The sequence below is a fragment of the Pantoea sp. SGAir0183 genome (assembly GCF_043545505.1).
The window spans coordinates 3,972,537-3,997,905 of the sequence record NZ_CP028053.1 but is presented as its reverse complement, the minus strand read 5'-3'; the positions used below and the strand labels follow the sequence as shown (position 1 = coordinate 3,997,905).

31 protein-coding genes are annotated in these 25,369 nt (G+C 55.5%); 25 read left to right on the top strand and 6 right to left on the bottom strand.

Annotated features, from left to right (window positions below):
• Positions 1-6: 6 nt before the first annotated feature.
• Genes C1N59_RS18670 through pilV form a run of 6 tightly spaced genes read left to right on the top strand, consistent with a single transcriptional unit; the run spans position 7 to position 5,883 of the window.
• Complete coding sequence (locus C1N59_RS18670; RefSeq protein ID WP_394550056.1) at positions 7-1,569, top strand: GspE/PulE family protein; 1,563 nt, start codon at positions 7-9, stop codon at positions 1,567-1,569.
• On the top strand, positions 1,559-2,674 hold the full coding sequence (locus tag C1N59_RS18665) for a type II secretion system F family protein (RefSeq protein ID WP_210532401.1): 1,116 nt from the start codon (positions 1,559-1,561) through the stop codon (positions 2,672-2,674). Before C1N59_RS18670 ends, C1N59_RS18665 begins: the two co-directional genes overlap by 11 nt.
• A 9-nt stretch (positions 2,675-2,683) precedes the next feature.
• Positions 2,684-3,274, top strand: coding sequence for a type 4 pilus major pilin (locus C1N59_RS18660; RefSeq protein ID WP_162285952.1), 591 nt, complete (start codon positions 2,684-2,686; stop codon positions 3,272-3,274).
• Positions 3,275-3,278: 4 nt separating this feature from the next.
• A complete protein-coding gene (locus tag C1N59_RS18655) occupies positions 3,279-3,764 on the top strand; it encodes a lytic transglycosylase domain-containing protein (RefSeq protein WP_394550055.1) in 486 nt (161 codons plus the stop codon).
• On the top strand, positions 3,761-4,444 hold the full coding sequence (locus C1N59_RS18650) for an A24 family peptidase (RefSeq protein ID WP_394550054.1): 684 nt from the start codon (positions 3,761-3,763) through the stop codon (positions 4,442-4,444). The genes C1N59_RS18655 and C1N59_RS18650 overlap by 4 nt, the downstream gene beginning before the upstream one ends.
• Positions 4,445-4,449: 5 nt before the next feature.
• A complete protein-coding gene (pilV, locus tag C1N59_RS18645) occupies positions 4,450-5,883 on the top strand; it encodes a shufflon system plasmid conjugative transfer pilus tip adhesin PilV (protein WP_394550053.1) in 1,434 nt (477 codons plus the stop codon).
• Between the two features lie 55 nt (positions 5,884-5,938).
• Here the strand turns inward: pilV and C1N59_RS18640 are convergent, their stop codons facing one another.
• The gene (locus C1N59_RS18640) at positions 5,939-6,136 is read right to left on the bottom strand and encodes a hypothetical protein (protein ID WP_024472528.1); all 198 of its coding nucleotides are present in this window, start codon (positions 6,134-6,136) and stop codon (positions 5,939-5,941) included.
• A 202-nt stretch (positions 6,137-6,338) separates the two neighbouring features.
• Between C1N59_RS18640 and C1N59_RS18635 the strand changes: the two genes are divergently transcribed.
• The 8 genes from C1N59_RS18635 to C1N59_RS18600 all read left to right on the top strand — a co-directional run bounded on the left by C1N59_RS18635 (position 6,339) and on the right by C1N59_RS18600 (position 12,991).
• Entirely contained in the window at positions 6,339-7,178 is an 840-nt protein-coding gene (locus C1N59_RS18635; RefSeq protein WP_394550052.1) for a plasmid transfer protein, read from the top strand.
• Positions 7,179-7,189: 11 nt separating this feature from the next.
• On the top strand, positions 7,190-7,903 hold the full coding sequence (locus C1N59_RS18630) for a TIGR03759 family integrating conjugative element protein (RefSeq protein ID WP_394550051.1): 714 nt from the start codon (positions 7,190-7,192) through the stop codon (positions 7,901-7,903).
• Entirely contained in the window at positions 7,882-8,499 is a 618-nt protein-coding gene (locus tag C1N59_RS18625; protein ID WP_264228332.1) for a transglycosylase SLT domain-containing protein, read from the top strand. Before C1N59_RS18630 ends, C1N59_RS18625 begins: the two co-directional genes overlap by 22 nt.
• A complete protein-coding gene (locus tag C1N59_RS18620) occupies positions 8,496-9,026 on the top strand; it encodes an integrating conjugative element protein (protein WP_394550050.1) in 531 nt (176 codons plus the stop codon). The genes C1N59_RS18625 and C1N59_RS18620 overlap by 4 nt, the downstream gene beginning before the upstream one ends.
• Complete coding sequence (locus tag C1N59_RS18615) at positions 9,026-9,658, top strand: restriction endonuclease (RefSeq protein WP_394550918.1); 633 nt, start codon at positions 9,026-9,028, stop codon at positions 9,656-9,658. Before C1N59_RS18620 ends, C1N59_RS18615 begins: the two co-directional genes overlap by 1 nt.
• Before the next feature lie 125 nt (positions 9,659-9,783).
• On the top strand, positions 9,784-10,125 hold the full coding sequence (locus C1N59_RS18610) for a hypothetical protein (protein ID WP_394550049.1): 342 nt from the start codon (positions 9,784-9,786) through the stop codon (positions 10,123-10,125).
• 3 nt (positions 10,126-10,128) lie between these two features.
• Positions 10,129-12,243, top strand: a complete 2,115-nt coding sequence (traD, locus tag C1N59_RS18605; protein ID WP_394550048.1) for a type IV conjugative transfer system coupling protein TraD — start codon at positions 10,129-10,131, stop codon at positions 12,241-12,243.
• Positions 12,230-12,991: a TIGR03747 family integrating conjugative element membrane protein gene (locus C1N59_RS18600; RefSeq protein ID WP_394550047.1), complete on the top strand. Its 762-nt coding sequence runs from the start codon at positions 12,230-12,232 to the stop codon at positions 12,989-12,991. Before traD ends, C1N59_RS18600 begins: the two co-directional genes overlap by 14 nt.
• An 83-nt stretch (positions 12,992-13,074) precedes the next feature.
• Here the strand turns inward: C1N59_RS18600 and C1N59_RS18595 are convergent, their stop codons facing one another.
• Together C1N59_RS18595 and C1N59_RS18590 are read right to left on the bottom strand one after the other, a co-directional pair.
• Positions 13,075-13,407, bottom strand: a complete 333-nt coding sequence (locus C1N59_RS18595; RefSeq protein ID WP_394515136.1) for a DUF1493 family protein — start codon at positions 13,405-13,407, stop codon at positions 13,075-13,077.
• Entirely contained in the window at positions 13,392-13,853 is a 462-nt protein-coding gene (locus C1N59_RS18590; protein WP_019105577.1) for an STM2901 family protein, read from the bottom strand. The genes C1N59_RS18595 and C1N59_RS18590 overlap by 16 nt, the downstream gene beginning before the upstream one ends.
• A 173-nt stretch (positions 13,854-14,026) precedes the next feature.
• On the opposite strand from C1N59_RS18590, the gene C1N59_RS18585 reads away from it, so the two are divergent.
• From C1N59_RS18585 to C1N59_RS18535, 11 genes are read left to right on the top strand one after another with little or no spacing between them, the layout of a single operon-like run.
• On the top strand, positions 14,027-14,344 hold the full coding sequence (locus tag C1N59_RS18585) for an integrative conjugative element protein, RAQPRD family (RefSeq protein ID WP_028724159.1): 318 nt from the start codon (positions 14,027-14,029) through the stop codon (positions 14,342-14,344).
• Complete coding sequence (locus C1N59_RS18580) at positions 14,341-14,580, top strand: TIGR03758 family integrating conjugative element protein (RefSeq protein WP_019105575.1); 240 nt, start codon at positions 14,341-14,343, stop codon at positions 14,578-14,580. Before C1N59_RS18585 ends, C1N59_RS18580 begins: the two co-directional genes overlap by 4 nt.
• A gap of 12 nt (positions 14,581-14,592) precedes the next feature.
• Positions 14,593-14,952, top strand: a complete 360-nt coding sequence (locus tag C1N59_RS18575) for a TIGR03745 family integrating conjugative element membrane protein (protein WP_325993130.1) — start codon at positions 14,593-14,595, stop codon at positions 14,950-14,952.
• 9 nt (positions 14,953-14,961) lie between these two features.
• Positions 14,962-15,336, top strand: coding sequence for a TIGR03750 family conjugal transfer protein (locus C1N59_RS18570; protein ID WP_325993129.1), 375 nt, complete (start codon positions 14,962-14,964; stop codon positions 15,334-15,336).
• Complete coding sequence (locus C1N59_RS18565) at positions 15,333-15,992, top strand: PFL_4703 family integrating conjugative element protein (RefSeq protein WP_019105572.1); 660 nt, start codon at positions 15,333-15,335, stop codon at positions 15,990-15,992. Before C1N59_RS18570 ends, C1N59_RS18565 begins: the two co-directional genes overlap by 4 nt.
• Entirely contained in the window at positions 15,992-16,879 is an 888-nt protein-coding gene (locus tag C1N59_RS18560; protein WP_394515520.1) for a TIGR03749 family integrating conjugative element protein, read from the top strand. The genes C1N59_RS18565 and C1N59_RS18560 overlap by 1 nt, the downstream gene beginning before the upstream one ends.
• Positions 16,876-18,399: a TIGR03752 family integrating conjugative element protein gene (locus C1N59_RS18555; protein ID WP_394550046.1), complete on the top strand. Its 1,524-nt coding sequence runs from the start codon at positions 16,876-16,878 to the stop codon at positions 18,397-18,399. The genes C1N59_RS18560 and C1N59_RS18555 overlap by 4 nt, the downstream gene beginning before the upstream one ends.
• Positions 18,399-18,671 carry a DUF7446 family protein gene (locus C1N59_RS18550; RefSeq protein ID WP_263775425.1) on the top strand — a complete coding sequence of 91 codons (273 nt, stop codon included), beginning with the start codon at positions 18,399-18,401 and terminating at the stop codon, positions 18,669-18,671. The genes C1N59_RS18555 and C1N59_RS18550 overlap by 1 nt, the downstream gene beginning before the upstream one ends.
• The gene (locus tag C1N59_RS18545) at positions 18,661-19,074 is read left to right on the top strand and encodes a TIGR03751 family conjugal transfer lipoprotein (protein ID WP_047714167.1); all 414 of its coding nucleotides are present in this window, start codon (positions 18,661-18,663) and stop codon (positions 19,072-19,074) included. The genes C1N59_RS18550 and C1N59_RS18545 overlap by 11 nt, the downstream gene beginning before the upstream one ends.
• Entirely contained in the window at positions 19,075-21,879 is a 2,805-nt protein-coding gene (locus C1N59_RS18540; protein WP_394550045.1) for a conjugative transfer ATPase, read from the top strand.
• An 11-nt stretch (positions 21,880-21,890) separates the two neighbouring features.
• Complete coding sequence (locus tag C1N59_RS18535; protein ID WP_394550044.1) at positions 21,891-22,295, top strand: hypothetical protein; 405 nt, start codon at positions 21,891-21,893, stop codon at positions 22,293-22,295.
• 110 nt (positions 22,296-22,405) lie between these two features.
• On the opposite strand, the gene C1N59_RS18530 is transcribed toward C1N59_RS18535, so the two are convergent.
• The 3 genes from C1N59_RS18530 to C1N59_RS18520 are packed head-to-tail and all read right to left on the bottom strand — an operon-like array spanning position 22,406 to position 25,250.
• Positions 22,406-22,942: a hypothetical protein gene (locus C1N59_RS18530; protein WP_394550043.1), complete on the bottom strand. Its 537-nt coding sequence runs from the start codon at positions 22,940-22,942 to the stop codon at positions 22,406-22,408.
• A gap of 49 nt (positions 22,943-22,991) precedes the next feature.
• Positions 22,992-24,266 (bottom strand): phosphoribosyltransferase, encoded by a 1,275-nt coding sequence (locus tag C1N59_RS18525; RefSeq protein WP_394550042.1) that lies wholly within the window; start codon positions 24,264-24,266, stop codon positions 22,992-22,994.
• Positions 24,267-25,250, bottom strand: a complete 984-nt coding sequence (locus C1N59_RS18520) for a DNA-processing protein DprA (RefSeq protein WP_394550041.1) — start codon at positions 25,248-25,250, stop codon at positions 24,267-24,269. It abuts the gene before it with no gap.
• Positions 25,251-25,369 lie beyond the last annotated feature (119 nt).

The window sequence follows — 25,369 nt, the reverse complement described above, 5'->3', positions numbered from 1 at the left end:
GTGAAGATGATACCGGCTAAGGAAATCGCAGACTTTGTGTTCGCCGAGCACCACCCTGTTCTGGGCGTGACGCTGCTTATCGATAAAAACCGCCGCCAGGACCCGGCCATTCAGCGCTGGGCGATGGACTCGGCGAAACAGTATCCGGGTGCCAGAACCGAATTTGTTTCGCTCAGTGAGCTGAACCAGCGTCGTGAAAACGCCGCCGCACTGGGCCCGGACGTGACAGAGGATGACCTGAGCACAAAGGACGTCAGCCGCTCACAGGATAAAGTGCTTAGCTATTTCCGCCTCGCGAACGAACTGAATGCGTCAGATATTCATATGGAAATCAGCGCCGACCGCAAACTCACCGTCATTCAGCTGCGCATCCACGGCGAGCTTGAGGTGATTGACGAGCTGACCGATGAGGAAGGCACAACGCTGGCATCCACCGTGTATATTTCCATGTGTGATGTGCGCGAACAGTCTTTTGTCGCGGGGCGCGAGCAGTCGGGGCGTGTCAGTTCAAAATTTGCACGTCAGGCCGGCCTTTTCGGAGCCCGGTACGAACACCGCCCTACGCCGGACGGCCTATACCTGGTCATGCGCATGATCCCCGATGACAGCAAAAACATTCCCACACTGCCGCAGCTGGGTTTTATTGCTGAGCAGATCAAAATCATCACGCAGATCCTTCGCCTGCCGTCTGGTATGGTGCTGGTGACCGGGCCGACCGGGGCAGGAAAAAGCGCCACCCTTCGCGTGTTAAGCGATATCTGGCTGACGCTCACCGGCGGTAAAAAGCGCCTGCTGACACTGGAAAACCCGCCAGAAGGCCTTATCCCCGGCGCAATCCAGACGCCGGTTATGCCCGATGACAACACGCCGGAAGCCATCAGCCGTGCCTGGAATAACGCCAACGCCTCGGCGTTGCGTCTCGATCCCGACGCCATCCTGAACGGTGAAATGCGGGACTTCTATTCCATTATGGCGGGCATTTACGGCACCGAAACGGGGCATATTTTCATGTCTACCCAGCACACGCTCAGCGCTATCGGCGCCCTGAGTCGCATGGAGCATTTTGGCATCAAGCGACAGCTGCTGGCCGATGCGTCCCTTATCACCGGGCTGATTGGTCAGCGTCTGGTGCCGGTGCTGTGTGACAACTGCAAAATCTCCTGGGCAGACAAATTGCCTGAGCTGGACACCGATACCCGCGAGCGTCTGGAAAAATACTGCATCGTGAAAGGGGGCTGTCGTCCTGAGCAGCTTTTTTTCCGCAATACGGAAGGCTGCGACCGCTGCCGCAAAGTCATCCCGGTCACGAAGCGCGTGGTCAGCAAAGGCATCACTGGCCGAACTGCCGTGGTGGAAGTCGTCCGCACTGACGCGATGATGATGCAGTTGTGGCTCAATCAGGGAGCAGCCGTGGCCCGTCAGTATTGGGTGAACAAGGGCGGCATCACCCGCGTGATGCACCTTCTGCGCTACCTTGCTGAGGGGCGCGTTGACCCGCTGGAAGGTGACCTGGTCTGCCCACTGGACGAAGACGAGCTGATGCGCTGCGAGGTTCCCAATGTCGCGTAATCTGCGCTTTCGCACTGAGCGGGACTTGTCCCTTTTTGAAAAATGCCGCTATCACGCCGTCAGGCTTACCTTCACCGGCTCACACCGGCAGGTCTTCTATGAAAACATGCGTTTTCTGCTGGAAAACAGAAAGCATCTTGAGACCTCGCTGAAAATGATTGGCGAGGTGCACACCAGTTTCGGTGAGAAATGGCATCCCTTCCTTGAACTTACCGAAGACTGCCTTGAGGGGCTCCGGGATAACTCGCCAGGCCGGACTCTGGCGGATGTGCTGGCGGTATGGGTGCCCTACGAAGAGGCCGCGCTGATCAGTGCCGGGATGAAGACGGGCAATATTCCCGTTGCCCTGATGCAGGCAGACAAACTCATCAATGCCCGTGAGCAGATCTTCGGTCAGGTCGTGTTTGCATCGGTTTACCCGCTGGTTCTGCTCGTGCTGGGCGGCGGTCTGCTCGGGGTCAATAACCTGTCCCTCGTCCCGATGCTGAGCAGAATGTCTGATCCGGCCAGCTGGAGCGGGGCTCTCGGGTTCATGAAGGGGCTTTCTGACTGGACAGAACAGTGGGGACCTGCCGCTGCATTCTCCGGTGCTGCTCTGGTTGTGGCCAGCCTGTGGTCCCTTCCCCGGTGGCGCGGCAGAATTCGTCGTCTTGCTGACAGCATTATGCCCTGGTCTCTCTATAAAGATTTGCAGGGTGCGGTCTTTCTGATGAACACCGGTGCCCTTCTTGGGGCCGGCGTGCATGAGCTTGAAGCCATGCAACTGCTGCACAGCTTCGCGCCGCCCTGGCTGCAGGAGCGCCTTGATGCGGCGATGGACGAGATGAGTGAAGGCAACTCACTCGGTATGGCGCTGCGCAAAAGTGGTTACGACTTCCCTAGCCGCGAGGCCGTGAACTACCTGTCACTGCTTGACGACGGAGACGGTGCCGCTGAGCTTATCAGCAACTATGCCGACCGCTGGCTGACACAGACCCTCAGGCGGGTGGCCCGCAGGGCTAATGTAACCCGTCTTTTATCCATGCTTCTGATTATGGGGTTCTTCGCGCTGATCATCATGATGGTCATGCAGATCCAGGACTCCGGCTCACTTAACCTTCACTGAGGACGCACCATGTCTTTTTTAAACAATACTGCAGGAAAGCACCCTGATCGGGGATGGGGATTTATGGAACAGGGTGCTATCGGCCTTCTTTATGCCATTGTCATCACAGTGGTTTTGGGGGGCGTCTGGAAGCTGTTCACTGCCAAAGACTCCACAACGGAGGTGTCCAGCCTGCAGACTATGATGAGCAACGGGACGGCACTAAAAGGACCTAACGGCTATGACTTCAGCAGCGGCGCCTCTATGACTGGCTTCCTGATCCAGAAAGGCGGCGCACCATCCGGCTTTACCGTGCACGGCACAGCCTCATCCGGCACCGCGACGCTCACCAACAGCTATGGTGGACAGGTGGTCATGGCGCCGGTGGCAAACAGTAATGGTTATAACAATGGATTCTCAGTGACGACCCAGAGCGTGACGCAGGCTGGCTGCATTGACATTGCCACCCGCATGGCTTCTGCAGGCTCCTCCAGCTCAATGGCCATCAACAGTACCGATTTCAGCAGCGGTCAGGTGAGCTCTGAGGCGATCGGTCAGGCCTGTACCGCAGACAGCGGCCGGACCGGCAATAACACACTGGTCTTCACGCACAACGGCTGATGTCATGCCTCGTACTGTGCTGTTCGTGTTGATGCTAATGGTTCTGTTCTGCGCCCGCGCGCACGCGTTTTGTTTTGACGCAGCGGGCGCAAAATACCACATCGACCCGCTTCTGATTCAGGCGATAGCAACCGGTGAGAGCAGCCTGCACGCGGGTATTACACATATAAATCGTGATGCGCGCACAGGGCGGGCACTCAGCACGGATTACGGACTGATGCAGGTGAACTCAACCCATATTCCGTCGCTTATCGCAAAGGGCTTTATCAGCAGCCCGCAGGATCTGCTGACAAAACCCTGCCTCAACGTGCAGATAGGCACCTGGATTCTGGCCACCCATTTTCAGGTCTGTGGCATCAGCTGGAACTGCCTGGGTTCGTACAACGCAGGATTTCGAAAAGACCGGCACGAAAACCGCGAGTCCTACGCCAACCGCGTGTATGCCATTTATAAAAAACTGCTGTTAAAAGAGCGGGGAATAAAACTGTGATACTGCTGACCCTGAGTATGCCCTGGCAGTTCGCTGCGGGCCTTTTTCCATTGTTTCTTCTTTTGCTGTGTCTGATGGCCGCCCGCGTTCGCGCAGACCTGAAATTGTCTTTGTACCCTTCAGTCACTGTTGATCAGGATGTCACCGAATCGGCTGTGTGCTGGTTGTTTGCAACGGCCGCTACTCTCACTGTGCTGTCTCCACTTTCCGCTCGTCTGCCATGGTTCTTTTTTATTCTGTTCCTGTTCAGGCTGACCCTGACCGATGCACTCACCGGACTGCTGCCACGTTCCGTGACGGTCAAGTGCCTGATTGCCGGTCTGATGGCTTCGCTCTGGCAGCCGCTGACAGGTGCCTCTGTATCCGCTCTGTCAGCTCTGCTTTCACATATGGTGGCGGCGACCACCATGCTGGTCATTACCGGCGGTCTGCGCTACGTCAGTCTGCTAAAGGGGGGGAGAGAAAATCCGGCAATGGGTGATGTGTGGATGAGTGGTGCCGTCTGCGCCTGGCTGGGGTTCAGCGGTTTTCATGCCGTCGGCATCGGTGTCATGCTTTTTGCGATGTGGCAGTTACAGTCTCGCCGCGCTTCTGAGGGCGGACCATTAGGCCCCTGGCTGGCAGCCGGCGCTGTAATGGTAACGCTCTTTCAGCTCTATCAGCCTCTTATTACCTGGTGAACATCATGCCAACACTAAAAAGTCCCGATCGTGGCTGGGCACTACTCAGTATGGGCGCTGCGCTTATCGTTCTGGTTTATATTACCACCTGGGGGAGTTCACTGATTCAGGACTGGAACGCAAGACAGAACTGGCTCAGGAGCGCCACGCAGGCCTCGCGTTTTACCCAGGCCGTCAAAAGCTATACGGGCCGTTATTACGATACCCTGCTCTCGACCGCACCCGTCACAGTGACGCCGTCCATGCTGAAAAACACGGGGTTTCTGGAGCAGGGATTCAATGAAAATAACGATTATGGGCAGCAGTATCTGGCCAATGTAGTGCGAAATCCGTCCCAGAATAATCAGCTGCAGGCGCTGGTTTATACACAGAATGGTAGTCCTTTGCCTTTCATGGCCATGGATCAGATTGCTGTCAGCATCAACTCAGGAATGGGCGGCTACATCAATACAGCGGGCACCGTCACCGGCGCCCGGGGAGGCTGGTCGGCCTCCCTCCAGACCTTTAACGCAAACACCACGCCCGGCCATATCGCGGCACTTCTGACTACGGATGACCTCGGCGCCTCACGGGCTGAGAGTGACCGGTTATACCGGTTTGCGGTGAACGGCAAACCTGACCTCAACACCATGCATACCAGCATCGATATGGGCGGAAATGACCTGAACAATACGGGCAATGTGAACGCGGCAAACGGCAATTTCAGCAGCAACGTCACGGCGAACGGCACCGTAACGGGTCAGGACGTTAACGCACGCGGCAACATGTCTGCCGGCAGCAACATCACGGCGAACGGCGATATTCGCAGTAACAGTGGCTGGCTCATCACCCGCGACGGTAAAGGCTGGCTGGATGAAGCGCACGGTGGCGGTTTTTACATGTCGGATAACGACTGGGTTCGCGCCGTTAACGATAAGAGCATTTACACCGGCGGCCAGCTACAGGGCGGAACGGTCAGGTCAAACGGCCGGCTCTCCACGGGGGATGTCCTTCAGCTTGACGGGGTAAACAGTCCCGGTGCGGGATGCGGGCCAAACGGTCTGGTCAGCCGCGACTGGAGTGGCGGCATACTCTCCTGCAAAGATGGTAAATGGGTGGGTATGAAATCAACCGGCCAGTACGCTGACCTGGGTTATATCACGGGGCAGTATAATGGCTATAACGGCCAGCCTTATACCATTACCGTTTATGCTACAGGCGGCTCCCCGACTGTCCACAGAGAAGTGGGGGATGGTGGTGACTGCACTAACACTTACGATCTTACTGGCTACTCCGGAGGTAAGTATGTTGCACAGGCGCACGATAATAATCCGGGCTGGGCAAAAATGGGATTTATCACTTTTGAGGTGCCGGCTAATACCAGCTTCAGCATCGTTTCCAACCCCTTACCTGAATACGGATGTTCACCGGGCGCCTTCAGCGGCTTCATTTACCAGTGATGTCTCTATACAGAACGGGCGAGCACTAAAAGACCGCCCTCTGGCGGTCTGAGTTTCATACTGCTGACCGGGACACCCGGGGTTGCTCTTCTCTGATGTGTTCGTCAGGTGTTTCTGCCGTGTCGGCTATACCTGAATGGCCGGTATAGCCGCTGCGGTGCCAGGGCAGCGGCTTTACATGCGGAATGTCTCTGGCCATTGCGGTAAAGGTGACGAACATACACAGAGCTGCAAAACGGAATCCCGCTTTCATGTGTCTTCCTCCTCGCTGTTGAACAACCGGAGCTATCCTGCAAAAAATTCCGTAAAGCTGCGTCAGTCAGATTTAAATCTCCTGAGTAGCCTGTAACGGATTCATAAATCTTTGAAAGCGGCTGATGAGTTAATCATCGCCAGTGCTGCGTTAATTTTGCACCTTATGGCCGTTCTGCTGTGCAGCCATAAGGAATTCACCGATGTCACTTTCCCATGCCTCACCTGATGAACTGGTTGCGCCCGTATCGGGGGCCAGCGTCACAACAGATGAGTCCGTTGTTTCTTCGCCAGCATCTGAAAAACGGCCGCCCGACATACGGCGACGGTTGCGTCAGGGTTGTGCTGCCATTGTGGTTATCGCTCTCCTCGGCACCCTGACGGCATCAGCGGTACTGCTTGTACGCGTGTCGAACCTGACTATCCGGGTTAACACTCTGGATGCCGCTTTCCGCAGCGGCGAGATTGGCCAGCTGTCTTCGAACGTTACCATCATGCAGGAAAAGCTGAAAACGCTGGAAAAACAGGTGTCAGCGCTTGCGCCGGTGCAGGACAAAGTCACCTCGATGTCGACTGAACAGCTGAAACTCAGCACCCGTGTGAATCAGCTCAGCGATGCGAGCCTCTCCGATCAGCAGTCTGTTGAACAACTGCAGCAACAGCTGGGGCAGTTACGTCAGGAGGTTCAGACGTCGGCCTCAGCCATCGATGCGTTGAAACAACAGGCCGTGGCCACGCAAAAAGCCCCTGAGCCCGAAAATGCAAAGCCGCAGCCGTCTCAGAGGGCAGTGTCCTCGCCAAAAAAGGCTAAACGGTCAGTCCGGCACGCGGTGATGCCGGCTGCACCGTTTGAGCTGACCGGCATCGAACGTCGCGGAGGCCAGACCTTCGCCGTCGTCATTCCGCGTGGCGTCACCGTGATTTCCTCAATGCGCCTCCTCTCACCCGGGGACGGCTTTATGGGCTGGACCCTGCGTGCGCTTGAGGGCAACGCGGCGCTGTTCAGCGTTAATGGCAGTGCCGTTCGTCTTCAGGTTCAGTAAAAGGACAACTCATGAAAAAAACACTGACTGCAACACTCATATTACTGCCTTTCTGGGCGCTGGCATCCACTGCGCAGACGCCGGCAGTTAACAGCCGTGTGGCGCCGATTCAGGAAAATACCACTTCCAGTCTGAGCACTCAGCAGCAGGCCCGGCAGTGGGGGTTGTCTGACAGCGACTGGAGCCGTTATCAGACGCTGATGAAGGGAGAGCGCGGGATCATGTCACCGGGTCTGGACCCGCTCACGGCGCTTGGCGTGGAAACCGATAACAGCGCGGAACGCCGGCGCCTGGCTGAGTTATGGGTCAAACACGAATATCAGCGAACCGAGAAGGAGCTCGCTTTTCAGCGTGACGTTAACGCGGCCTGGCTTCGCCTCTATCCGGAAACGCTGGCGGTAAACATGGGCGCCAACGCGGCCGGCATTGCGCACGACACGCAGGGTCGCCTGGCGCTTTTCCTGAAGGAGAACTGCTCACGCTGCGATGCGCGCCTTGCCGCCGTTCTGGCTGATAACCGCCCCGTCGACCTGTATCTGGTCGGCATCGACAGCGATGACGGCCTGCGTGCCTGGGCCGTTAAGCACAATATTCCGGTAGAAAAAGTCCGCAGTCGTCAGATTACGCTCAATCACGACAACGGCCTGTGGTTTAAGTATGGCATGGGTCAGATGCCGGTCATTCTGCAGCAGGGGGAGACCGGATGGCAGGTCGCGGCGTACTGAAACGGGCCGCTGCCGTGCTCTGCCTGGTGAGCTGCGCCAGCAGTGCGGCTGACAGAGGTCAGGTTATTCCGGATGCCTACCGGCAGATAGCGGCAGCAGAACGCGTGCCGGCGGAGTCACTGTATTCGCTGGCTATGGCAGAGAGCACCCGCAAAACCGCATGGGGTACAAAACCCTGGCCGTGGACCATCAACGTCGCCGGCCGGGGTTATCACTATGAAACGCGTGAAGCGGCCTTTACCGCGCTGCTGGGGTTCATGCAGCGCTGGCCACTGAAGAACATCGATGTCGGCGTGGCTCAGGTCAACCTGGGCTGGAACGGACATTTTTTCCCGACTTACCGCGACGCCTTTGACCCGTATCTCAACCTCCGTGCCGCCGCCCGCATACTCCGGGCCTGTTACGAAGCGCGTCCCGGCAGCTGGTTAAGCGCGGCTGGCTGTTATCACCATCCTGCCGGCGGTAAAGAAGCGCAGACCTACATCGCTATCGTCCGCCGCAAGCTTGGCCAGATTGCCCCGGTGTCAACCGGTGCACAGTCTGTCACGCCGGTCGAGCTCGCCAGTAACACCCTTACCTGGATCGAACCGAAATGATGAAACGCAACTGCTTTATCCGGAATGCTCTGTTCAGCGCGTGCCTGCTCTCCGTCGTCACGGGGGCCAGCGCGGCGCTGGTTGTGGTCGGTGACCTGGGTGGTGAGCCCACAGCGCCGTTCTTTGATGCCATCAACGCCGATAAAGATGCCGTTGCCGGGGCACCCTCCGTGCCTGCAGCACCGCCAGAATCGCTGTCCATATCCGACATGCTGCCCGTCAGCACGCCGGAAATGAGCCCGGGCACGGTGTCGCCTAAGCCGCTTGAGCTCTCAGGCATGCCGCCGGTGTTTGTTGTGGGTGACGACAGCCTGTCAAAACAGTGGCTTTCACAGCATGCGGCAGCGCTCAGTCAGATGCATGCCACGGGCATGGTCGTGAGCGTGAAGGACGCGGCTGCTCTGAGCGTGCTTCGTGCGCTGGCGCCGTCCACTGAGATGGTGCCGGTCAGCGGCGGTGACCTTGCCCGCCGCCTGCATCTGGCCCATTACCCCGTATTAATTACTGATAAGGGGCTGTCTCAGTGATGCCGGTATATGTCATTGCAGAGCTGATAAAGGCGAATCCTGTCCGGGTGGCGTTAGTTGTGGCGCTGGCCCTCGTTCTGGTGTGCCTGCTTTCGCCTTTCTGTCTCAGGAGCGCCAGCGATCGTCGACACCGCCGTTATCAGAAACGCGCAGCATCAGCACTCGTCCGCCTGACGGAGCTGCGAGACGACGCTGCCCGTATGGTCTGGCTGCGCAAAGTGAATCCGTACGTGTTCGAGGAGATGCTGCTGACGTCGCTGTCCCGCCAGGGATTTCGTATCAAACGCAATGCCCGCTACAGCGGCGACGGCGGCCTGGACGGTCAGGTCTGGATAGCCGGCCAGCGCTGGCTCATTCAGGCGAAGCGCTACGGCGCCACCATCAATGCACAGCACGTTGCTGCCTTCGGTCTGCTGGCCGTTCAGGAACAGTCCCGGGGACTGTTTATTCATACCGGTCGCACCGGCCTGAGCAGCCATGATGCTTTCAGGCGCTGCCCGTTAGTTATTCTCATCAGTGGCCAGCGCCTGCTTCAGCTGCTTTCCGGCGACAGGCGCTGGCTGGATTTTCATGACAACGTTCATCACCTGGAGCTGCAGTCCGGTTTCAGGGCCCCTTCATCCCGCCATTGAGGTCGTCTGTTATGCGTATTTTCATCAGGACCGTCCCGGTCGCTGCCATTAACGTGCTGCAGTCACTGAACGCAGGCCGTGCATTCAAATCCCTGCTCCTCCTTTTACTTAGCCTGCTGAATTATGTGTTCCTGCTGTTTATGTACCTGCTGAAGCCCGTGTTCCTCTGGCCATTGATGTTTCTGTCCGCAGTCCTGACAATCCTCATGATGGCGGTTCCTGTTCTTTTGTTTGCCAGTCCGGTGTTTACCCTGAGTAGCGCCGGCAGCGGGCTGTTAAAGGTAATCCATCAGTTTCCTGAGATGTGGCCCGTGTTAATCCTGCTGAGTCTCCAGATCGACATGCTGCTGTTTTTGCGTCGCGAATATAACCGCGAATTTACGAGAATGCGCGACCGTTTATTAAGACGGGAAATCTTTCATGCCGGCTCGGGTCACGGTGATGTTAAAGACAGGCAAAGAGACTGAGCAATGAGCGATCGTTATGTCATGGAGTCGCTGCTCCGTCCTGCCGTCGAGATGTACTCGGCAACCGTGGCCGGCAGCGCCACATTCATCTGTCTGACGGCGCCCTGGTCTGTTGCGCTGGCGCCGTCGGTCAGCTGGGTGACGGCTGCGGGCTTTGGCGTGCTGGCGCTGAAGCGCACTTCTCAAGGATTAAAAATACTGCGCTACCGCCGTAACATACGCCGCCTTCCTCGCTATGCGCTAACCAGTGATCAGATACCGGTCAGTCGTCGGCACCTGTTTCTCGGTAAAGGTTTTCAGTGGTCTCCCCGCCATACGCAGCGGCTGATGGAGGCCCGCCGCCCTGAATGCGAAATTTACGTCCAGCCCTCGGTCATGTACCGCCTGGCCCGAGAGCTGGAAAAAAAGATGGAGTACAGCCTGCCGTGGCTGTGCCGGTTGACTTCGGCCGACTCTGCCCTCAATCCGTTCCGGCCGCTGCCGCCGGTCGGCGGCAGTTCCGTTTATCACGGGGTTGAGCCTGATGAGGTCAACGTCATGTCTGACCTGGGCGAGCGCGTAGGCCATATGCTGGTCATGGGCACTACACGCGTCGGTAAAACCCGCCTGGCGGAGCTGCTTATTACGCAGGATATCCGCCGGCGCAATGCCGCCGGTGAATTTGAGGTGGTTATCGTTTTCGACCCCAAAGGCGATGCAGACCTGCTCCGGCGCATGTATGCAGAGTCGCACCGCGCCGGCCGTCAGGATAACTTCTGGGTGTTCCACCTGGGGTGGCCGGACATCAGCGCCCGCTACAACGCCGTGGGCCGCTTCAGTCGCATTTCCGAGGTGGCGTCGCGCGTCGCGGGTCAGCTCTCCAGTGAGGGCAACGCCGCCGCCTTCCGCGAGTTTGCCTGGCGTTTCGTTAACATAATCACCCGTGCGCTGGTCGCGCTTGGCCAGCGTCCGGATTACAACCTGATTCTGCGCTACGTCACCAATATCGGCGAGTTGTATGAGACCTATGTCGATAACCTTTTGAGCGGGAAGGCACCGGCGCTGATGGGCAGTCTGGAGGCACTGATGCAGGCAGGCATCAAAGAAAAAGACCTGCCACGCCACCTGCAGGGACGCCCGAACGGCATAAAAATATGGGCGTCTGAGCAGGTGCTGGCCAGCCCTCAGGGTAAAACACTCTGGGACCCGGTCCTCGATGGGCTGCGCAGTGCGGTGCAGTACGACCGTACGTACTTCGACAAAATCGTGGCCTCGCTGCTGCCTCTGCTGGAAAAACTCACCACGGGCAAGACGGCCGCGCTTCTGGCTCCTGATTACACAGACCTCAGCGACCCACGTCCGATCCTCGACTGGCACAACATCATCAAGTCTCGCGGCGTGGTTTATGTTGGTCTCGATGCGCTGTCTGACCCGGTTGTGGCTGCCGCCGTGGGAAACAGCATGTTTGCCGACCTAGTCTCTGAAGGTGGCCACATCTATAAGTTTGGTCTGGGCGATGAGGGTGACAAAAAAGCCGGCAAGGCCGTCATCAACCTGCACTGCGACGAGTTTAACGAGCTGATGGGCGATGAGTTTATCCCTCTCATCAACAAGGGTGGCGGTGCCGGCTTTCAGGTTACGGCCTACACGCAGACGCTGTCCGACATTGAGGCCCGCATCGGGAATGCGGCCAAAGCCAGCCAGGTCATCGGTAACTTTAACTCACTGGTCATGCTCCGGGTTCGCGAAAAAAACACGGCCATGCTGATGACCGATCAGTTACCTGAAGTGGGGGTCTACCAGAAAACCCTGACATCAGGTGTGACCGACGTCTCCCGCCCGGGTGAAGGCACGGACTTCAACAGTAACGTTAACGATCAGGTGACGCTGGTTAAGGTGCCGATGATAAGCCCGTCTGACATCATTAATCTGCCGAAAGGTCAGGCCTTTGCCCTGCTGGAAGGCGGAAGGTTGTGGAAAATCCGTATGCCGCTGCCGGTCAGCGACGACAACGACCGCTTTATGCCGGCGAGTCTGAAGCAGCTGGCTGACACGATGGAGAAGAATTACCACAGCGGCGAATCCTGGTGGACGGGTGGCGACGCCGGTATTCCGGGAGGCCTTCATGTCCCAGAATGACGGCGGGAACGCACGACAGAGCGCTCCCGCGAAACACAGACACCCGGGTCCTTTTACACTGCTGCTGTGGGACCTGCCGCTGAGCATCATCGGCATCCTGATCGGTTCGTTGTTCGTCAGCCTGGGTGTTGAATATGCGTGCATGACGTTCCTCTGGCCGGACGATGGTGCCACGCACAGCTATCAGGTAATGCTGGCCGAAAGCCACTGGCTGTCTTCGGGGTATACCCGAAGCCTGCTGATGGCCACACCGGTGGAAACCATCACCCGCTGGGTTCAGGCCGCCTGGCACTGGCTGTTTGTGGACAGCGGATTCAGTCACTGGCTGGCCTCATTCAGGGAAGCGAGTCAGAAAGGGAGCGGCCTCATTCCGTCCCTGAACGGTTTTGGCGCATCCCTCATCAGCTGGCTGGGAGAATACCTGCAGGCCACGCTCTGGGTGACGCTGATTTTCTTTATCCGCGTGATGATCCTGTTTCTCAGCATCCCGCTGTTCGGGCTGGTCATCATCACCGGCATTGTGGAGGGGCTGGTCAGGCGCGACCTGCGTCGCTACGGGGCAGGCTACGAGTCGAGCTTTGTCTATCACCACGCCAAACGCTTCATCAAGCCGGCACTGTACGGCCCCTGCATGCTGTACCTGGCATGGCCGACAGCAGTCTGGCCAAATCTGTTTTTGCTGCCCTCTGCGCTGCTGGTTGGTGGCGTACTGGCTGTTGTGATGGCGTCGTTCAAAAAGTATCTGTGATATGTGTGCTTGCGGGGAATGTGCCCGGAGGGCCTGCGCTGCTGCAGGCCTTTTTTTATCCGGGCATCTGAGACGGGCGCTGTTCAGGGAAAGAGCCAGCGGCCGGCCCGTGCAGAGTCGATCAGCATGCTGACCGTCAGCGGCTTATGAGGGTCCGGTATATCCCCTGTTCCTGGCAGTTCCGGATGGACGTAATTCCTGATATCAAAGCCCAGGCTTTCAACGTTCCAGCGCTCAAAATACTCATGCATCAACGCGCCTGCCGTCTCTATAGTGAGCTTCAGGTCATCCCGGAGGCTGGTTTCAGGCGTGACGGGGTGACGCTGACCCCAGAAGATAAACCGGCGGCGGGCATAGTTATCTCTCACAAAGGTAATGATTTCTTCACTCAGCGTGTCCATTAAAAATAGGTCCATTGGATGCGGTGTTCCGGCCGGGCAACCCGGTTGTAGGTGCTGCGGATATCGTTAAAGATGTTGTAGACCGTGGTAAACGTCATTATCCAGCCCAGCCACGGCACATTCCGGCCAACGAACGCACCCAGATGGTTGGTCCAGCTAACGTGCAGTTGACTGATGGTTTTGCCGTTGAGTGTCGGCAGTAACATGCCTTTTGGAAAACGGTAATTCAGCAGGTATCGGGAAGCCAGAGAGGCGACTGACGTGCCTTTGGTTGCGCTACCGGGTTTTGCGCGGGTGGGAATAAGAGGTTGTCCTGCCAGAACCAGTGCCGCGTCTGTCGCCGCGAGTCCGAGATGCTCACTCACCACCTGAACGCCCACAAGCCAGAACAACTGGACATGGGTAACGTTGCTGTATCCGCCATAGAAATAGGTGCCATTAAGCTCTTCGGTCGTGTCCATGTGCCTTCAGCTCCGGATATGAATGTTTTGTTTGATTAATAATCGCCCAGCCGGTGCGGTTTTCGCCAGAAACAATCTGCTTTTATTTTCAGAAATCCATAAAGATTTTACTGCTGTCAGGCGGTCGCGGTTGCGGCACTCTCACCCTCATCTGATACCCGGGAGAGCCGTACATGCGCCGTTTACCCCCTTTCATTGCACTCCTCGTCTGCGTCATGCCGGCCGTGGCGTGTCATGCCTCCGAAAAGGACGAGCTCGCGCTGGTGATGCGCCAGCTGGATCAGGTCCAGGCGGGCCTTGACCGCGCCCGCGTGGTGGCGAACCAGAATCAGGATGCCCGCTTTTACTTCGACTATCAGCAGGCAACCCGCGATATCGCCACCATGAAACAGGGTATTTCCACCTACCTCGAACCGTCCCGGGCACAGCCTAACACCGGCTCAGCGTCGGTGAGCGGGCAGTACCGTGCGCAGGAGCCCGCGTGGCGATGAACGGCGCTCAGACCTCCGGCTGGGCGGCAGGCACCGGTGGCGGCCTCACTCCTTCCCAACTGAACATTCTGATCCTGAGCGCGCTCGCCATCGTAATCCTGCTGTTCTCTGCCTGGGCGCTGGTTCAGGCGTACCGGGGCCTCGCGTCTAAGACGGTGACTTTTCGGCAGTTTACCGAAACGTTCATCCGTCTGGCGCTCCTGTGGCTGCTGACCCTGTTTTTCTTTTTTAACTGAAAGGACACCGCAATGAAACTCCGTTTTATCAGGTTCTGCCGTGCCGCACGACTGCGTGCCACGCTGCTCATTTTTCTGCTTTCTGACGGTCAGGCGCGAGCCGGGTTGCCTTCCGTTCAGCAACCGACAACGGGCGGCGGAGGTGGGATATGGAACACCTGGATGGGCTACGTAAAAATGGCAGGTTTGGGTTTTGGTCTTCTTGTAACCGTCTCTGCTTTCCTGGCTGTTGCACACGCCGTCATTACTTCGTTTCACGATGTCCGTAAAGGTAAGGGCACCTGGACCGAACTTATTCTTTACAGCGTCGTCGGCATCATCCTCATCCTGGTGGTGATTTTCCTTGCGACACAGGCAGCAGACATTCTCTGAGGAGCAGTGATGGCCGTTATCGACTTTCTCCCCGACCGGCTCAATTACCCGCCCGTGGTGTACCGGGGATTTACCGCCGGCGAGTTTCTGCTTGCGGCAGGTACGGGCAGCCTGGTGGGCATTCCACTGGGCGTACCGCTTTGCCTGGTGCCCCACGTCGGCTGGCTGGCATTCCCGACCTGCATGTTGCTGATGCCGATTCTTACTGTGTTTTTCGGCGGGAACTGGATTGCTGCCTACAAGCGCGGCAAGCCTGAGAACTACATCTGGCAGCGGCTGGAACAAATCCGCTGCCGCCTTGGCCTGTCGCGCTCGATGATTCTGGCCAGCCGCGCCTGGGAGCTGCAGCGCACGTCCGCGCGGGCTTTGAGGAGGGGTTTATGAGCCGGTTTCGTAACGGTATCACGGCGCGTGATAACCACATCTTTTCCCTGAGGATTGCCTGCGTGCTGCTGTTCGCCGGCATGCTGGTGACGTCAGTTGGCTGGATGCGTGCGCCCTCGGACATGACCATCCACATTCCCCCCGACCTGCGCTCCGGCAGCACGCAGAAATGGTGGGTTATTCCGCCCTCAACGGTTTATGCCTTCGCGTTTTATATCTTCCAGCAGCTCAACGCCTGGCCGACCAACGGTGAGGTGGACTATTCGGCGAAGATTGCCCAGCTCAGTCCTTACCTGACGCCGTCCTGTCAGGATTTCCTGAACAGGGACTATGAGTTTCGTAAAAACAGCGGCGAACTCAAGGACCGCGTGCGCGTGGTGTATGAAATCCCCCGTCGCGGCTACAGCGACAGCAGTGTTGACATCCTGAGTGACGATCGCTGGGTGGTGCGGCTCGACCTGGTAGCTGACGAGTATTACCACGCCGAGAAGGTCAAGAGGGCGCTTGTTCGCTACCCCCTCAAAGTCGTGCGCTGGGAAGGTGATCCGGCCCGCAACCCGTTTGGTCTGGCGCTTGACTGCTATGACTCCACGCCGCAGCAGCTCGAAGCCATGCCGCAGCCAGAGCCGGAGAAAAAATCAGGAGTCTTCCAGTGATGAAACGTCCTCTGATACTGCTGTGCCTGCTGATGGTCTCTGGCCTGACGCAGGCGGTTGAGCTCATGAAGTGGGAGCGCATTCCGCTGCAGATACCGCTCACCGTCGGCCAGGAGCGCATCGTGTTTGTGAATAAAAACGTGCGCGTGGGATTCCCGCCGTCCCTAAACGGCAAAGTGCGCATTCAGAGCACCGGCGGCGCGGTGTACTTCGATGCCAGAGATTCCTTTCCGGTAACGCGCATCGAGCTGCAGAACAAGGAAAACGGCGAAGTCATCCTGCTTGACGTCAGCGCCGTGCCCGGCAAGGTGACGCGCGAACCGGTAAAGCTGGTCTATGACGGTGAGGTGGCCACTGCAACGGCAAGTGACAGACAGTCGGTGAGCGGCGATGCCGGCAGCAGCAAAAAAAGTCCGTCTCCGGAGTCGGGTACTGACGCTGCGCCAGCACACAAAACACCAAAACTCAGCGCCCCGCTGCCGGTGGTGCTCACCCGCTATGCCGCACAGAGCCTGTACGGTCCGGTCCGCACCGTGGAGCCGGTGCCGGGTATCAGCCCCGTGTCGCTGAAGCTGCCCTCGTCCATTACCACGCTGATGCCCGGCGAGCCCGTGTCGGTCACGCCGATGGCGGCCTGGAGCCTGCTGGGCGACAGCGTGGTGGCGCTGCAGGTGCGTAACCGCTCTGCCGACAAGGTGGTCCTCGACCCGCGAGAGCTGCAGGGACAGTTCGAGACGGCGACCTTTCAGCACCGCTGGCTGGGTCGTGCCGGCACGCCTGAAGACACAACGGTCGTGTACCTGGTCATTCAGGGACGCCCTGAGGGCGCGTTTATCGCTGAACCCGTCACGGTTCTGCCCAAAACGGCACGGAGGGCGAAGAAATGAGCCAGCCCGGCACAAACCTGATAGTGAAAATTGCGGTGCCGGTGGTGCTGACCGCCGCCATCGTTGTGGGCGTTAAATCCTGCTCGGATTCAAAGGAAAAAACGGCGTCGACGCAAAAAACCACCAATGCAGCGCTGAAAGACCTGTCGCCTGATGATCTCAAGGCACTGGGCGTTGAAGGCGACACGCCGCAGGACACCCTGCGCACGATAGTGGGCAACTTTCGCCGCGTTCAGGACCGCCTCGATACGCTCGCCAGTGACAACAAAAAACTTAACGAGGAAAACACGGAGCTGAAAAAGACCAACAGCAACGTGGATGCTCAAATTAACGAGGCCGTGGCCAACGCCCGTGCTGACGAGGCTGACAAGCGGGCAAAGCTCAGCGCACAGGTTTCCGACCTCAGTTCGCAGGTCGGTCAGATGCTTGAGCAACTGAAAAACAAAAATGCCGCAACGCCTGACAAAAGCAGCGCACCCGGCAGCGACATTCCGATTGGTCTGGGCTATGACAACGGCACCAGTGGCAGCGTCGCGATGTCAGCACCTGCCTCAGACGGCCTGCAGTGGGTCGAACCTAAAGACGGCATCCCGGTGGATGCCAGCGGCAAACCCGTGAATGACAGCAATAAAAACAGCGCGACCGGCTTCTCGTTTGCCTCGTCATTCGGTGAAGCGGGTGACGCCGGTAAGCAGGCCGGCGCAGCGGTTTCCACTGCCGTCAGCCAGGCCGTGCCGGATGCGGTGAAACCCGTCGATCCGGTGTTTACGCTGCCGGAGAACTCCACGCTGGTCGGCAGTCGCGCCATGACGGCACTGCTTGGCCGCGTTCCCATTGACGGCAAAGTCACTGATCCATACCCGTTCAAGGTTATGTTAGGCAAAGACAACCTGACAGCCAACGGCATCGAGCTGCCGGACGTACAGGGGGCCATCGTATCCGGAACGGCGACCGGTGACTGGACGCTGTCCTGCGTGCGGGGGTCCATTACCAGCATCACGTTTGTGTTCGCGGACGGCACGGTGCGCACGCTGCCGTCGCCGGACAGTCAGAACGCCAGCGGTAACAATCAGAATTCACAGAACAGCAGCGGAAACGGCAATAGCAGCATTGGCTGGCTGTCGGATGACAACGGCATTCCCTGCATCTCCGGCACCCGTAAAAGCAACGCCTCTACCTATCTGCCGACTATCAGCCTGCTGGCCGGCGCTGCCGCTGCCGGCGATGCCCTTTCACAGAACCAGATGACGGGCCAGACCAACGCCATGGGCGGCGTGACGCAGACCTTGACCGGTGATGCGGGACAGGCCGTGCTGGGTAAATCGCTGTCCGGGAGCATGAAAGAAACCGTGGACTGGGTAAAACAGCGTTATGGCCAGACGTTTGACGCGATATACGTGCCACCGGGTCAGACCGTGGCGCTGCACATTACCCGCCAGCTGGCGATCGACTATGAAGAAAAAGGCCGTAAGGTGAAGTATGACTTCAGCCTGGCAGGCTCAGGTACGGGGATGGACTGATGAACAGCCAAAGTAAAGACAGCAGTGAGCTTGAGTACCGCGTGGGTTATACCCCTCTAAGTGGCCGACTGTATGCCGGCTTCGTCCGGCGTGATACTGGCAAGTGGGAAGCTGAACCGCATGACGTAACAGAATTTGCCATGCTGGCCGTCGCGCAGAAGCTGGTCCGTGAAGATACCGATGTTCTCATGAAGCAAGCGGACGGTCGCATCCTGCGCCTTTCAGCAGTCATTTCTGAGATGCACACGCTGGAGGCTGATGATGAAGAATAATGCCTTAATTTTGCTCATTCTGAGCGGGACAGTTGCCCTGATGCTGAGCGGCTGCAGTACCTCTAAAGATGAGATGCTGCCGCCGGGTGACAGCACCATGCTGGAGCTCTGGAACAACGGCGCGTCCACCACCCACGCCACCGCTGAAAGCCGCACCACGCTGCGCCGCCCGGTCTCCGACAGTGAGCGTACGATCGGACAGCAGACCCGGGACAGCTACAGCCGCACTCAGGAAAATGAAATTCAGCAGACGTTTCCGCGACTGCCCAATCCGGATATGGTGATGTATGTGTTTCCGCATCTGGCCGACGGCAACACGCCGGTGCCGGGCTACAGTACCGTTTTCCCGTTTTACAGCCAGGTGCAGTACGCGCTGCCCGGCGAACGCACGGAGGCGCTGTAAATGACCTTTCGTCTTTTTCGCCGCCGCCGTGAAGCGCAGACTGAACATCAGCACGGTCACGGGCCGTTCTCGGTTGAGGGCCATGAGCCGATCACCCGTGACGGCCGGCTGACGCATGCCGATGAATCAGGTCTTTATGCCACAGGTCCCTCCATTATTGACCACGTTCCCTGGGGGGAATACCTTCCCGAACACCAGTGCATCCTGCTCGATGATGGCGTTTCCGTGGGTGCCGTATATGAGATCAATCCCGTCGGCACCGAAGGTCGTCCCGAGTCACGTCTGGAAGAAATCCGCGACGTGGTTGAAAATGCGCTGCAGGACAGTATCCCCGAGCTGGACTCACACCAGTGGGTGGTGCAGTTCTTCTGTCAGGACGATTCGGATCTGTCGGCGTATATGGATTCCATCCGGGGCTACGTCAGACCCCGGGCACAGGGGACGTCTTTCACCGAGGCCTGGCTGAACGAACAGGAGCGGCACCTGAAGAACGTAGCCGCTGAAAAAGGCCTGTTTGTGGATGAAACCGTGACAGGAGCACCCTGGCGCGGGCAGATCCGTCGCACGCGCATGGTGGTTTACCGCTGGGTGGAAAAGCCTTACCGCGACCCAATGGCGCCGGAAGTTTTACTGAATCAGGTCTGCGACCGTCTGACTTCGGCAATGAGCGGTGCCGGCATTCGTTCCGTGCGCCAGAACGGTGAGCAGATACACCGCTGGCTGCTGCGATGGTTCAACCCGGCCCCCCAGTGGACAGACAAGGCCACGCTTTACCGCTGTGCCCGTCACCGCGATGACGCGCCCGGCGACCTTCCTCTGCTCAATGACTTCAGCGAAAGCTTGTGGTTCACCCGCCCCCGTAGCGATGCGGACAAGGGCATATGGTGGTTTGATAACGTTGCGCACAAAGCGGTGCCGGTCGCCCGACTTCGTACCCGCCCTCAGACAGGACACCTCACCGGTGAGGTAAAGCGCGGTGACAACATCAACGCCATTATGGATCTGCTGCCGGAAGGCACCGTGCTGGCCATGACACTGGTTGTGCAGCGTCAGGACAAACTTGAGGCAAATTTTGCCAGCCTGAGCCGCAACTCGATGGGAGAGAACGTCGATTCGCTGCGTGCTCGTGAAGACGCAGCCACGGCCCGCACGTTCCTGGGTAACAAGCACAAGCTTTACCGGGCGGCCATTACCCTGCTCATAAAGGGTCAGGACGAGGACGCACTGAGCAAACGCTACCTTGACCTCAGCAGTAAGCTGCTGAACTGCGGGCTGGAGCCGGTTAATCCGGAACACGATATCGGTCCGCTCAGCACCTACATGCGGGCGCTGCCGATGTGCTTTAACCCGCAGCTTGACCGCCACAACTGGTACACGCGCCTGATGTTTGTTCAGCACTTTGCCTGCATGTCGCCGGTTTACGGGCGTGACACCGGCACCGGCAATCACGGTCTCACCTTTTTTAACCGGGGCGGCGGTCCGCTTTCTGTCGACCCGCTGAATAAAGAGGATCGCACCCAGAACGCGCACCTGTTGCTGTTTGGCCCGACCGGTGCCGGCAAGTCAGCCACGGCGGTCGACAAGCTGTCTCAGATGGTGGCCATCTATCGATCGCGTATTTTCATTATTGAGGCGGGGAACAGCTTTGGCCTCTATGGTGACTACTGTGCGTCGCTGGGCCTCAGCGTTCATCGCGTCAGCATCAAGCCCGGCAAGGTCGTGTCGCTGGCACCCTTTGGTGACTCGCACCTTTTGCTGAATGTGAAGCCCGAGGCGTTGCTCATCATTGAGGACGACCTGCCGGATACAGATGCTGACGATGAGGATGATGAAGACGGTGAGCGTGACATTCTGGGGGAAATGGAGATTGCTGCCCGCCTGATGATTACCGGTGGTGAAGCCACGGAAGAGTCCAGAATGACGCGTGCCGACCGTGGCATGATCCGCGAAGCCATCATGAATGCTGCCCGTAAGGCTTACGCTGAGTCCCGCCAGATGCTGCCCGAGGACCTGATGTTCGCGCTGCAGGACATAGCTCATGACATCAGCCTGGGCGACGACGGCCGCGAGAAACGCACGCCGGCCCGCCGCGCACGCGCCGAGGAGATGTCTGAGGCGCTGCGCATGTTCACGGAAGGTTTTGAGGGCGAACTGTTCAACCGCCCGGGCACCCCCTGGCCTGAGGCCGACGTAACGATCGTGGACCTGGGGCAGTTGGCCCGCGAAGGGTATGAGGCTCAGATGGCCGTGGCGGTTATATCCCTCCTGAATACCATCAACAATATCGCCGAACGCGATCAGTATCTTGACCGTGACATCATCGTGCCCATTGATGAGGGACATATTGTCACCACCAACCCACTGCTGGGACCCTATGCCACAAAAATCGCCAAAATGTGGCGTAAGTTAGGCACCTGGCTCTGGATTTTTACCCAGAATCTTGCCGACTTCCCTGATACGTCGAAAAAGATGCTGAACATGGCCGAGTGGTGGATATGTCTGGTTATGCCGCCTGAAGAGGTTGAGCAGATTGCCCGCTTCAAGACGCTTAATGATGAGCAAAAAGCGATGCTGCTCTCTGCCACAAAACTGCCGCGCAAATACACTGAGGGGGTCATTCTCTCGCGTAAGGTGCAGGCGCTGTTTCGGGCCGTTCCACCGAGCCTCTACCTGGCGCTGGGCATGACGGAAAAAGAAGAGAAAGCAGAACGCCGGGCCATCATGAATGAATTTAAATGTACGGAACTTGAGGCCGTTTACCATGTTGCACGTCGCCTTGACGAGAGCCGTGGTCTTATTCACTGACAGGGGATTTTATGAAAAAACTGACCATGGCGCCGCCACTGGTTGTCGGGGACAAGGCTTTAATTGCCACTGTCATTTTTACCGTCCCGCCGCAGGGGCAGGCATCGGTCGGTGAGACGGATAACCGTGCCATCGTGCAGCTCCGTGAGGAGATAGGTCAGCGCCTGGAGCATCCCTTGCTGGTATCGGTCTATCCGCATCGCGTCGGGCGCCGCAGCTGCACGGCCGTGCATCTTTCCGGTGCCAATAACAGGGCTCTGGATATTCTCATCACCGTGACAGGCAATACACTCTGGCCAACCGAGGGGGATTACAGGACCGGCATTCGCTGGAATATCTGTGTGCCAGATGCGACAGATATGCTGTGGGTGCTAAAGGAGATAGACCGCGCAACAGAGGCTGAGATGTGCCATTAAACAGACCCTCAGTTATCGCCCGGCACCGGTGTATGGTGTCGGGCGGGAACGGAGGCTGCGGGTGCGGGCGGCATAGAGCCCGCAAGAATTTTTTGACAGATTCTGATAATTTAAAATGAGTATTTAATATAGTCATAAACATCTATCAAGCTGTAGGCAACATCTGGGCGTGTGGTAATAAAACAAATTAATGAAATGCCGAAAGCAACGCAATTCGGATTCCAAATGAGCTTAGAGCGCTCTTTATTTGTTAGACAAAGGAATACGGTATACTCACAAGTACACAAGATCAAAATGACACTTAAACAAAAAGTAGTAGCGGTTAGTCCACCACTTGCCCGATTTAAATCTGTCATTGCCCCAGCAAATGGCACGAAAGCCATGCTGAAAGAGGCAAGGAGATTGTCGGAACTTACAAATTCATCATAATTCTCTTCCGCGAACATTCTTGTATATCTTTCTTTTAAGGTCGCAAAAAGTATCAAAGATGCCATAAATCCGTTTAAAAATGCACGGGTTAAATCCACATTAGAGATTCCCGTTAATTCGCAAAATTTTTCGCAAAAAATATATATAAAAAACCAAAATAAAAAATAAGCTAAAATTACTTTTTTTTTAGTTGAGAGGCCTTTTTTCTCTAGTTTCATTTATGATCCTTTTGTTTTTTTGATTTTATGTTGCAGTCATAAGTAGGAATTATTGTGGCCAATCCCAATGATCATATTGTCGAATTTTTTCTGCCAATTCTTGAGGTGCACTACCATGAGAAAGATTTTCTGCATAACCGATTCTTCCAACATAATTAATATCTTTAGAGTCAAGAGTGTTTATCTCCCATGCTCTTATTGTGCAATTTGGTTCGCAAACTGCCACATCTCTATTAACAAACTTCAACCATGAGATATTTACAACTTCAGCTCCAGCTGCCTTTAAATACATTCTCGCAGTTTCATGGGCATTTCCTTCAGTGCAGAAATCATCAATGACTAAAACTTTTTTTCCGCGCAATATTGGCTTGTTAATATATCGCTCTCCTGTATTCAAATTTTTGATAGGGGATGAGTTTAAATTCACAGTATTTGTTTGTGATGTTATTACAACCTGTCGGCGCTCTATTCTTTCCTGCTGAGATTTTACGGCTGTAGTATGTCTTACAAAGAGATCTTTGAGATATTTACCCTTGAATGATACTGCCAAGCCTTTGAGGTCATGCTCCATGATATTTGCCAATTTATAGGGGTCATTAGCATCATGTCCAACATAAGTTGTGATAAAATTTGCCCCCTCACTCAAGCCTGAGAAATAAATACTAGCACCAAGATATCTTATCCAAAAATCTGGACTCCCAATAGATAACTTAGCTAAATTTCTTGCATTGGCAGAGTACATTGTAAACTCAGGGTTATGAGTACTAAAGGGGGCTAAGGCGTAATAGTGAACATCTTGGTTCAAGTGCCCCTGCCACCCCCATAATTCCTCTCTTAAACAAAATACATCTATAAATCTCGCAATTTCTTTTGGTTCAGAAAACTGAAATCCATACTCCGTGACTGGTTGATACCATGTAGCATTAATAAATAAAGTCTTACCATTTGTCGCGGCCTGTAAGTCTTCTTCAGAACGGCCAACATAAATTATCTCATTACGATTTATATTTAAATCAGCCATAATGAAATCAATGGCTCTTCCTGTTTGTTTTGCAGGTATTTCCTTGTTAAGCTCTCGGCAATAATGTATAGAGCCTGGGAATTTTTGTTTTAGATAATCATCAACAGCAATATTTCCATTGTTAGTCCTAACATTTCTGTTGTTGTTTGTTAGAAAAAGGACTTTAATATTTTTAGATGATAAAAACTTAAATAACCTCTTCAATTCAACATCGATTCGTGACTTAATTTCCTGAGGTTGCGGGTTTGATAAAAGAGGCAAAACGACATCTGCGATTGAAAATATAACAGCTTTCAAATGCATTTACTCATCTCCCAGAAGTGACAATTGCTGTAACTTACTAACGGTTTTTTCTTTAATCAACTCCATCACTTCATTAAATCCCGAAAGAGGAGTTTCCAATATTATTGCTGAATATTCGTCCTGAGCGTATTTAATCTCCTCCCGAATGGATTCACCTCTTAGTAATGGACAAAGTATGGTTCTCTTCAACTGGGCGGCATTTCGTACCGTGTGTGACGTTCCGCTTTTCAAGTTCCATTCGACAGGAATTAAAATGTCACTTAAAGCAGCTTGTATTCTGTTTCTTCGAACAAAGTTTTCTTGCGTTGGTTTTTGATCTGGCAGATATTCCGTAAGTATAAGACCACCATTGTCTACAATTCCCTCCCTCAGTTCAACGCTACTTCTAGGATAATTAGAATTTAAACCTGTCCCTAGAACGGCTATTGTTGGTATTTTAAATAAAATTGACGCTTCATGGGCGGCTTGGTCAATACCATATGCTAAGCCACTTACAGTAATATAATCTGATGCAATAAATTGGGAGACTACTGCTTGTGTTAAATAAAGTCCAAGAGCAGTTGGATTTCTCGTACCAACTACACCAACACATTTTTTACTAAGCAACGAAGTATCACCTTGTGCAAAAATCCAGTAAGGGCGATCATTTAAATCCTTCAATTTCTCCGGGTAATCTGAAGATCCATAATGTATTAATTTATAACCTTTGCTATGAAATTGTGTTAATAGGTTTTTAGCGGCAGAAATCATTCCATCACGAAACGTCGACCAATTATTCTCAGTCAAATAATATGGTGCACGATGTAATTTAACTCCAAGAATTGATTCGAATTTTGATAATGTTGAGCAAGTTACAACATCTCTGAAACGGATTCCTTTTTGAGCAACCTTGTATAGAGTCCAATAACTAATGCCACGTAATTCTGATAGCACCAGCAAAGCAGCGCTTTCAGTATTCCATCGAGCTATATCATTAGCAGTCATAGCGCTCGCCAAAAATGGAGTATTTTATCACTTTTATCATAGGATTCAGAAAAAGTGTAGTGTGTAAATGCACTACTTCTAACATGTATTTGCATCATTCTGCATGTGAAATTAACAAT

What these genes read in the sequence shown, in the direction of transcription:
- C1N59_RS18670 (WP_394550056.1), top strand. Translation starts at nt 7, where the DNA reads ATGATACCGGCTAAGGAAATCGCAGACTTTGTGTTCGCCGAGCACCAC.
- C1N59_RS18665 (WP_210532401.1), top strand. Translation starts at nt 1,559, where the DNA reads ATGTCGCGTAATCTGCGCTTTCGCACTGAGCGGGACTTGTCCCTTTTT.
- C1N59_RS18660 (WP_162285952.1), top strand. Translation starts at nt 2,684, where the DNA reads ATGTCTTTTTTAAACAATACTGCAGGAAAGCACCCTGATCGGGGATGG.
- C1N59_RS18655 (WP_394550055.1), top strand. Translation starts at nt 3,279, where the DNA reads ATGCCTCGTACTGTGCTGTTCGTGTTGATGCTAATGGTTCTGTTCTGC.
- pilV (WP_394550053.1), top strand. Translation starts at nt 4,450, where the DNA reads ATGCCAACACTAAAAAGTCCCGATCGTGGCTGGGCACTACTCAGTATG.
- C1N59_RS18640 (WP_024472528.1), bottom strand. Translation starts at nt 6,136, where the DNA reads ATGAAAGCGGGATTCCGTTTTGCAGCTCTGTGTATGTTCGTCACCTTT.
- C1N59_RS18635 (WP_394550052.1), top strand. Translation starts at nt 6,339, where the DNA reads ATGTCACTTTCCCATGCCTCACCTGATGAACTGGTTGCGCCCGTATCG.
- C1N59_RS18630 (WP_394550051.1), top strand. Translation starts at nt 7,190, where the DNA reads ATGAAAAAAACACTGACTGCAACACTCATATTACTGCCTTTCTGGGCG.
- C1N59_RS18625 (WP_264228332.1), top strand. Translation starts at nt 7,882, where the DNA reads ATGGCAGGTCGCGGCGTACTGAAACGGGCCGCTGCCGTGCTCTGCCTG.
- C1N59_RS18620 (WP_394550050.1), top strand. Translation starts at nt 8,496, where the DNA reads ATGATGAAACGCAACTGCTTTATCCGGAATGCTCTGTTCAGCGCGTGC.
- C1N59_RS18615 (WP_394550918.1), top strand. Translation starts at nt 9,026, where the DNA reads ATGCCGGTATATGTCATTGCAGAGCTGATAAAGGCGAATCCTGTCCGG.
- traD (WP_394550048.1), top strand. Translation starts at nt 10,129, where the DNA reads ATGAGCGATCGTTATGTCATGGAGTCGCTGCTCCGTCCTGCCGTCGAG.
- C1N59_RS18600 (WP_394550047.1), top strand. Translation starts at nt 12,230, where the DNA reads ATGTCCCAGAATGACGGCGGGAACGCACGACAGAGCGCTCCCGCGAAA.
- C1N59_RS18595 (WP_394515136.1), bottom strand. Translation starts at nt 13,407, where the DNA reads ATGGACCTATTTTTAATGGACACGCTGAGTGAAGAAATCATTACCTTT.
- C1N59_RS18590 (WP_019105577.1), bottom strand. Translation starts at nt 13,853, where the DNA reads ATGGACACGACCGAAGAGCTTAATGGCACCTATTTCTATGGCGGATAC.
- C1N59_RS18585 (WP_028724159.1), top strand. Translation starts at nt 14,027, where the DNA reads ATGCGCCGTTTACCCCCTTTCATTGCACTCCTCGTCTGCGTCATGCCG.
- C1N59_RS18580 (WP_019105575.1), top strand. Translation starts at nt 14,341, where the DNA reads ATGAACGGCGCTCAGACCTCCGGCTGGGCGGCAGGCACCGGTGGCGGC.
- C1N59_RS18575 (WP_325993130.1), top strand. Translation starts at nt 14,593, where the DNA reads ATGAAACTCCGTTTTATCAGGTTCTGCCGTGCCGCACGACTGCGTGCC.
- C1N59_RS18570 (WP_325993129.1), top strand. Translation starts at nt 14,962, where the DNA reads ATGGCCGTTATCGACTTTCTCCCCGACCGGCTCAATTACCCGCCCGTG.
- C1N59_RS18565 (WP_019105572.1), top strand. Translation starts at nt 15,333, where the DNA reads ATGAGCCGGTTTCGTAACGGTATCACGGCGCGTGATAACCACATCTTT.
- C1N59_RS18560 (WP_394515520.1), top strand. Translation starts at nt 15,992, where the DNA reads ATGAAACGTCCTCTGATACTGCTGTGCCTGCTGATGGTCTCTGGCCTG.
- C1N59_RS18555 (WP_394550046.1), top strand. Translation starts at nt 16,876, where the DNA reads ATGAGCCAGCCCGGCACAAACCTGATAGTGAAAATTGCGGTGCCGGTG.
- C1N59_RS18550 (WP_263775425.1), top strand. Translation starts at nt 18,399, where the DNA reads ATGAACAGCCAAAGTAAAGACAGCAGTGAGCTTGAGTACCGCGTGGGT.
- C1N59_RS18545 (WP_047714167.1), top strand. Translation starts at nt 18,661, where the DNA reads ATGAAGAATAATGCCTTAATTTTGCTCATTCTGAGCGGGACAGTTGCC.
- C1N59_RS18540 (WP_394550045.1), top strand. Translation starts at nt 19,075, where the DNA reads ATGACCTTTCGTCTTTTTCGCCGCCGCCGTGAAGCGCAGACTGAACAT.
- C1N59_RS18535 (WP_394550044.1), top strand. Translation starts at nt 21,891, where the DNA reads ATGAAAAAACTGACCATGGCGCCGCCACTGGTTGTCGGGGACAAGGCT.
- C1N59_RS18530 (WP_394550043.1), bottom strand. Translation starts at nt 22,942, where the DNA reads ATGAAACTAGAGAAAAAAGGCCTCTCAACTAAAAAAAAAGTAATTTTA.
- C1N59_RS18525 (WP_394550042.1), bottom strand. Translation starts at nt 24,266, where the DNA reads ATGCATTTGAAAGCTGTTATATTTTCAATCGCAGATGTCGTTTTGCCT.
- C1N59_RS18520 (WP_394550041.1), bottom strand. Translation starts at nt 25,250, where the DNA reads ATGACTGCTAATGATATAGCTCGATGGAATACTGAAAGCGCTGCTTTG.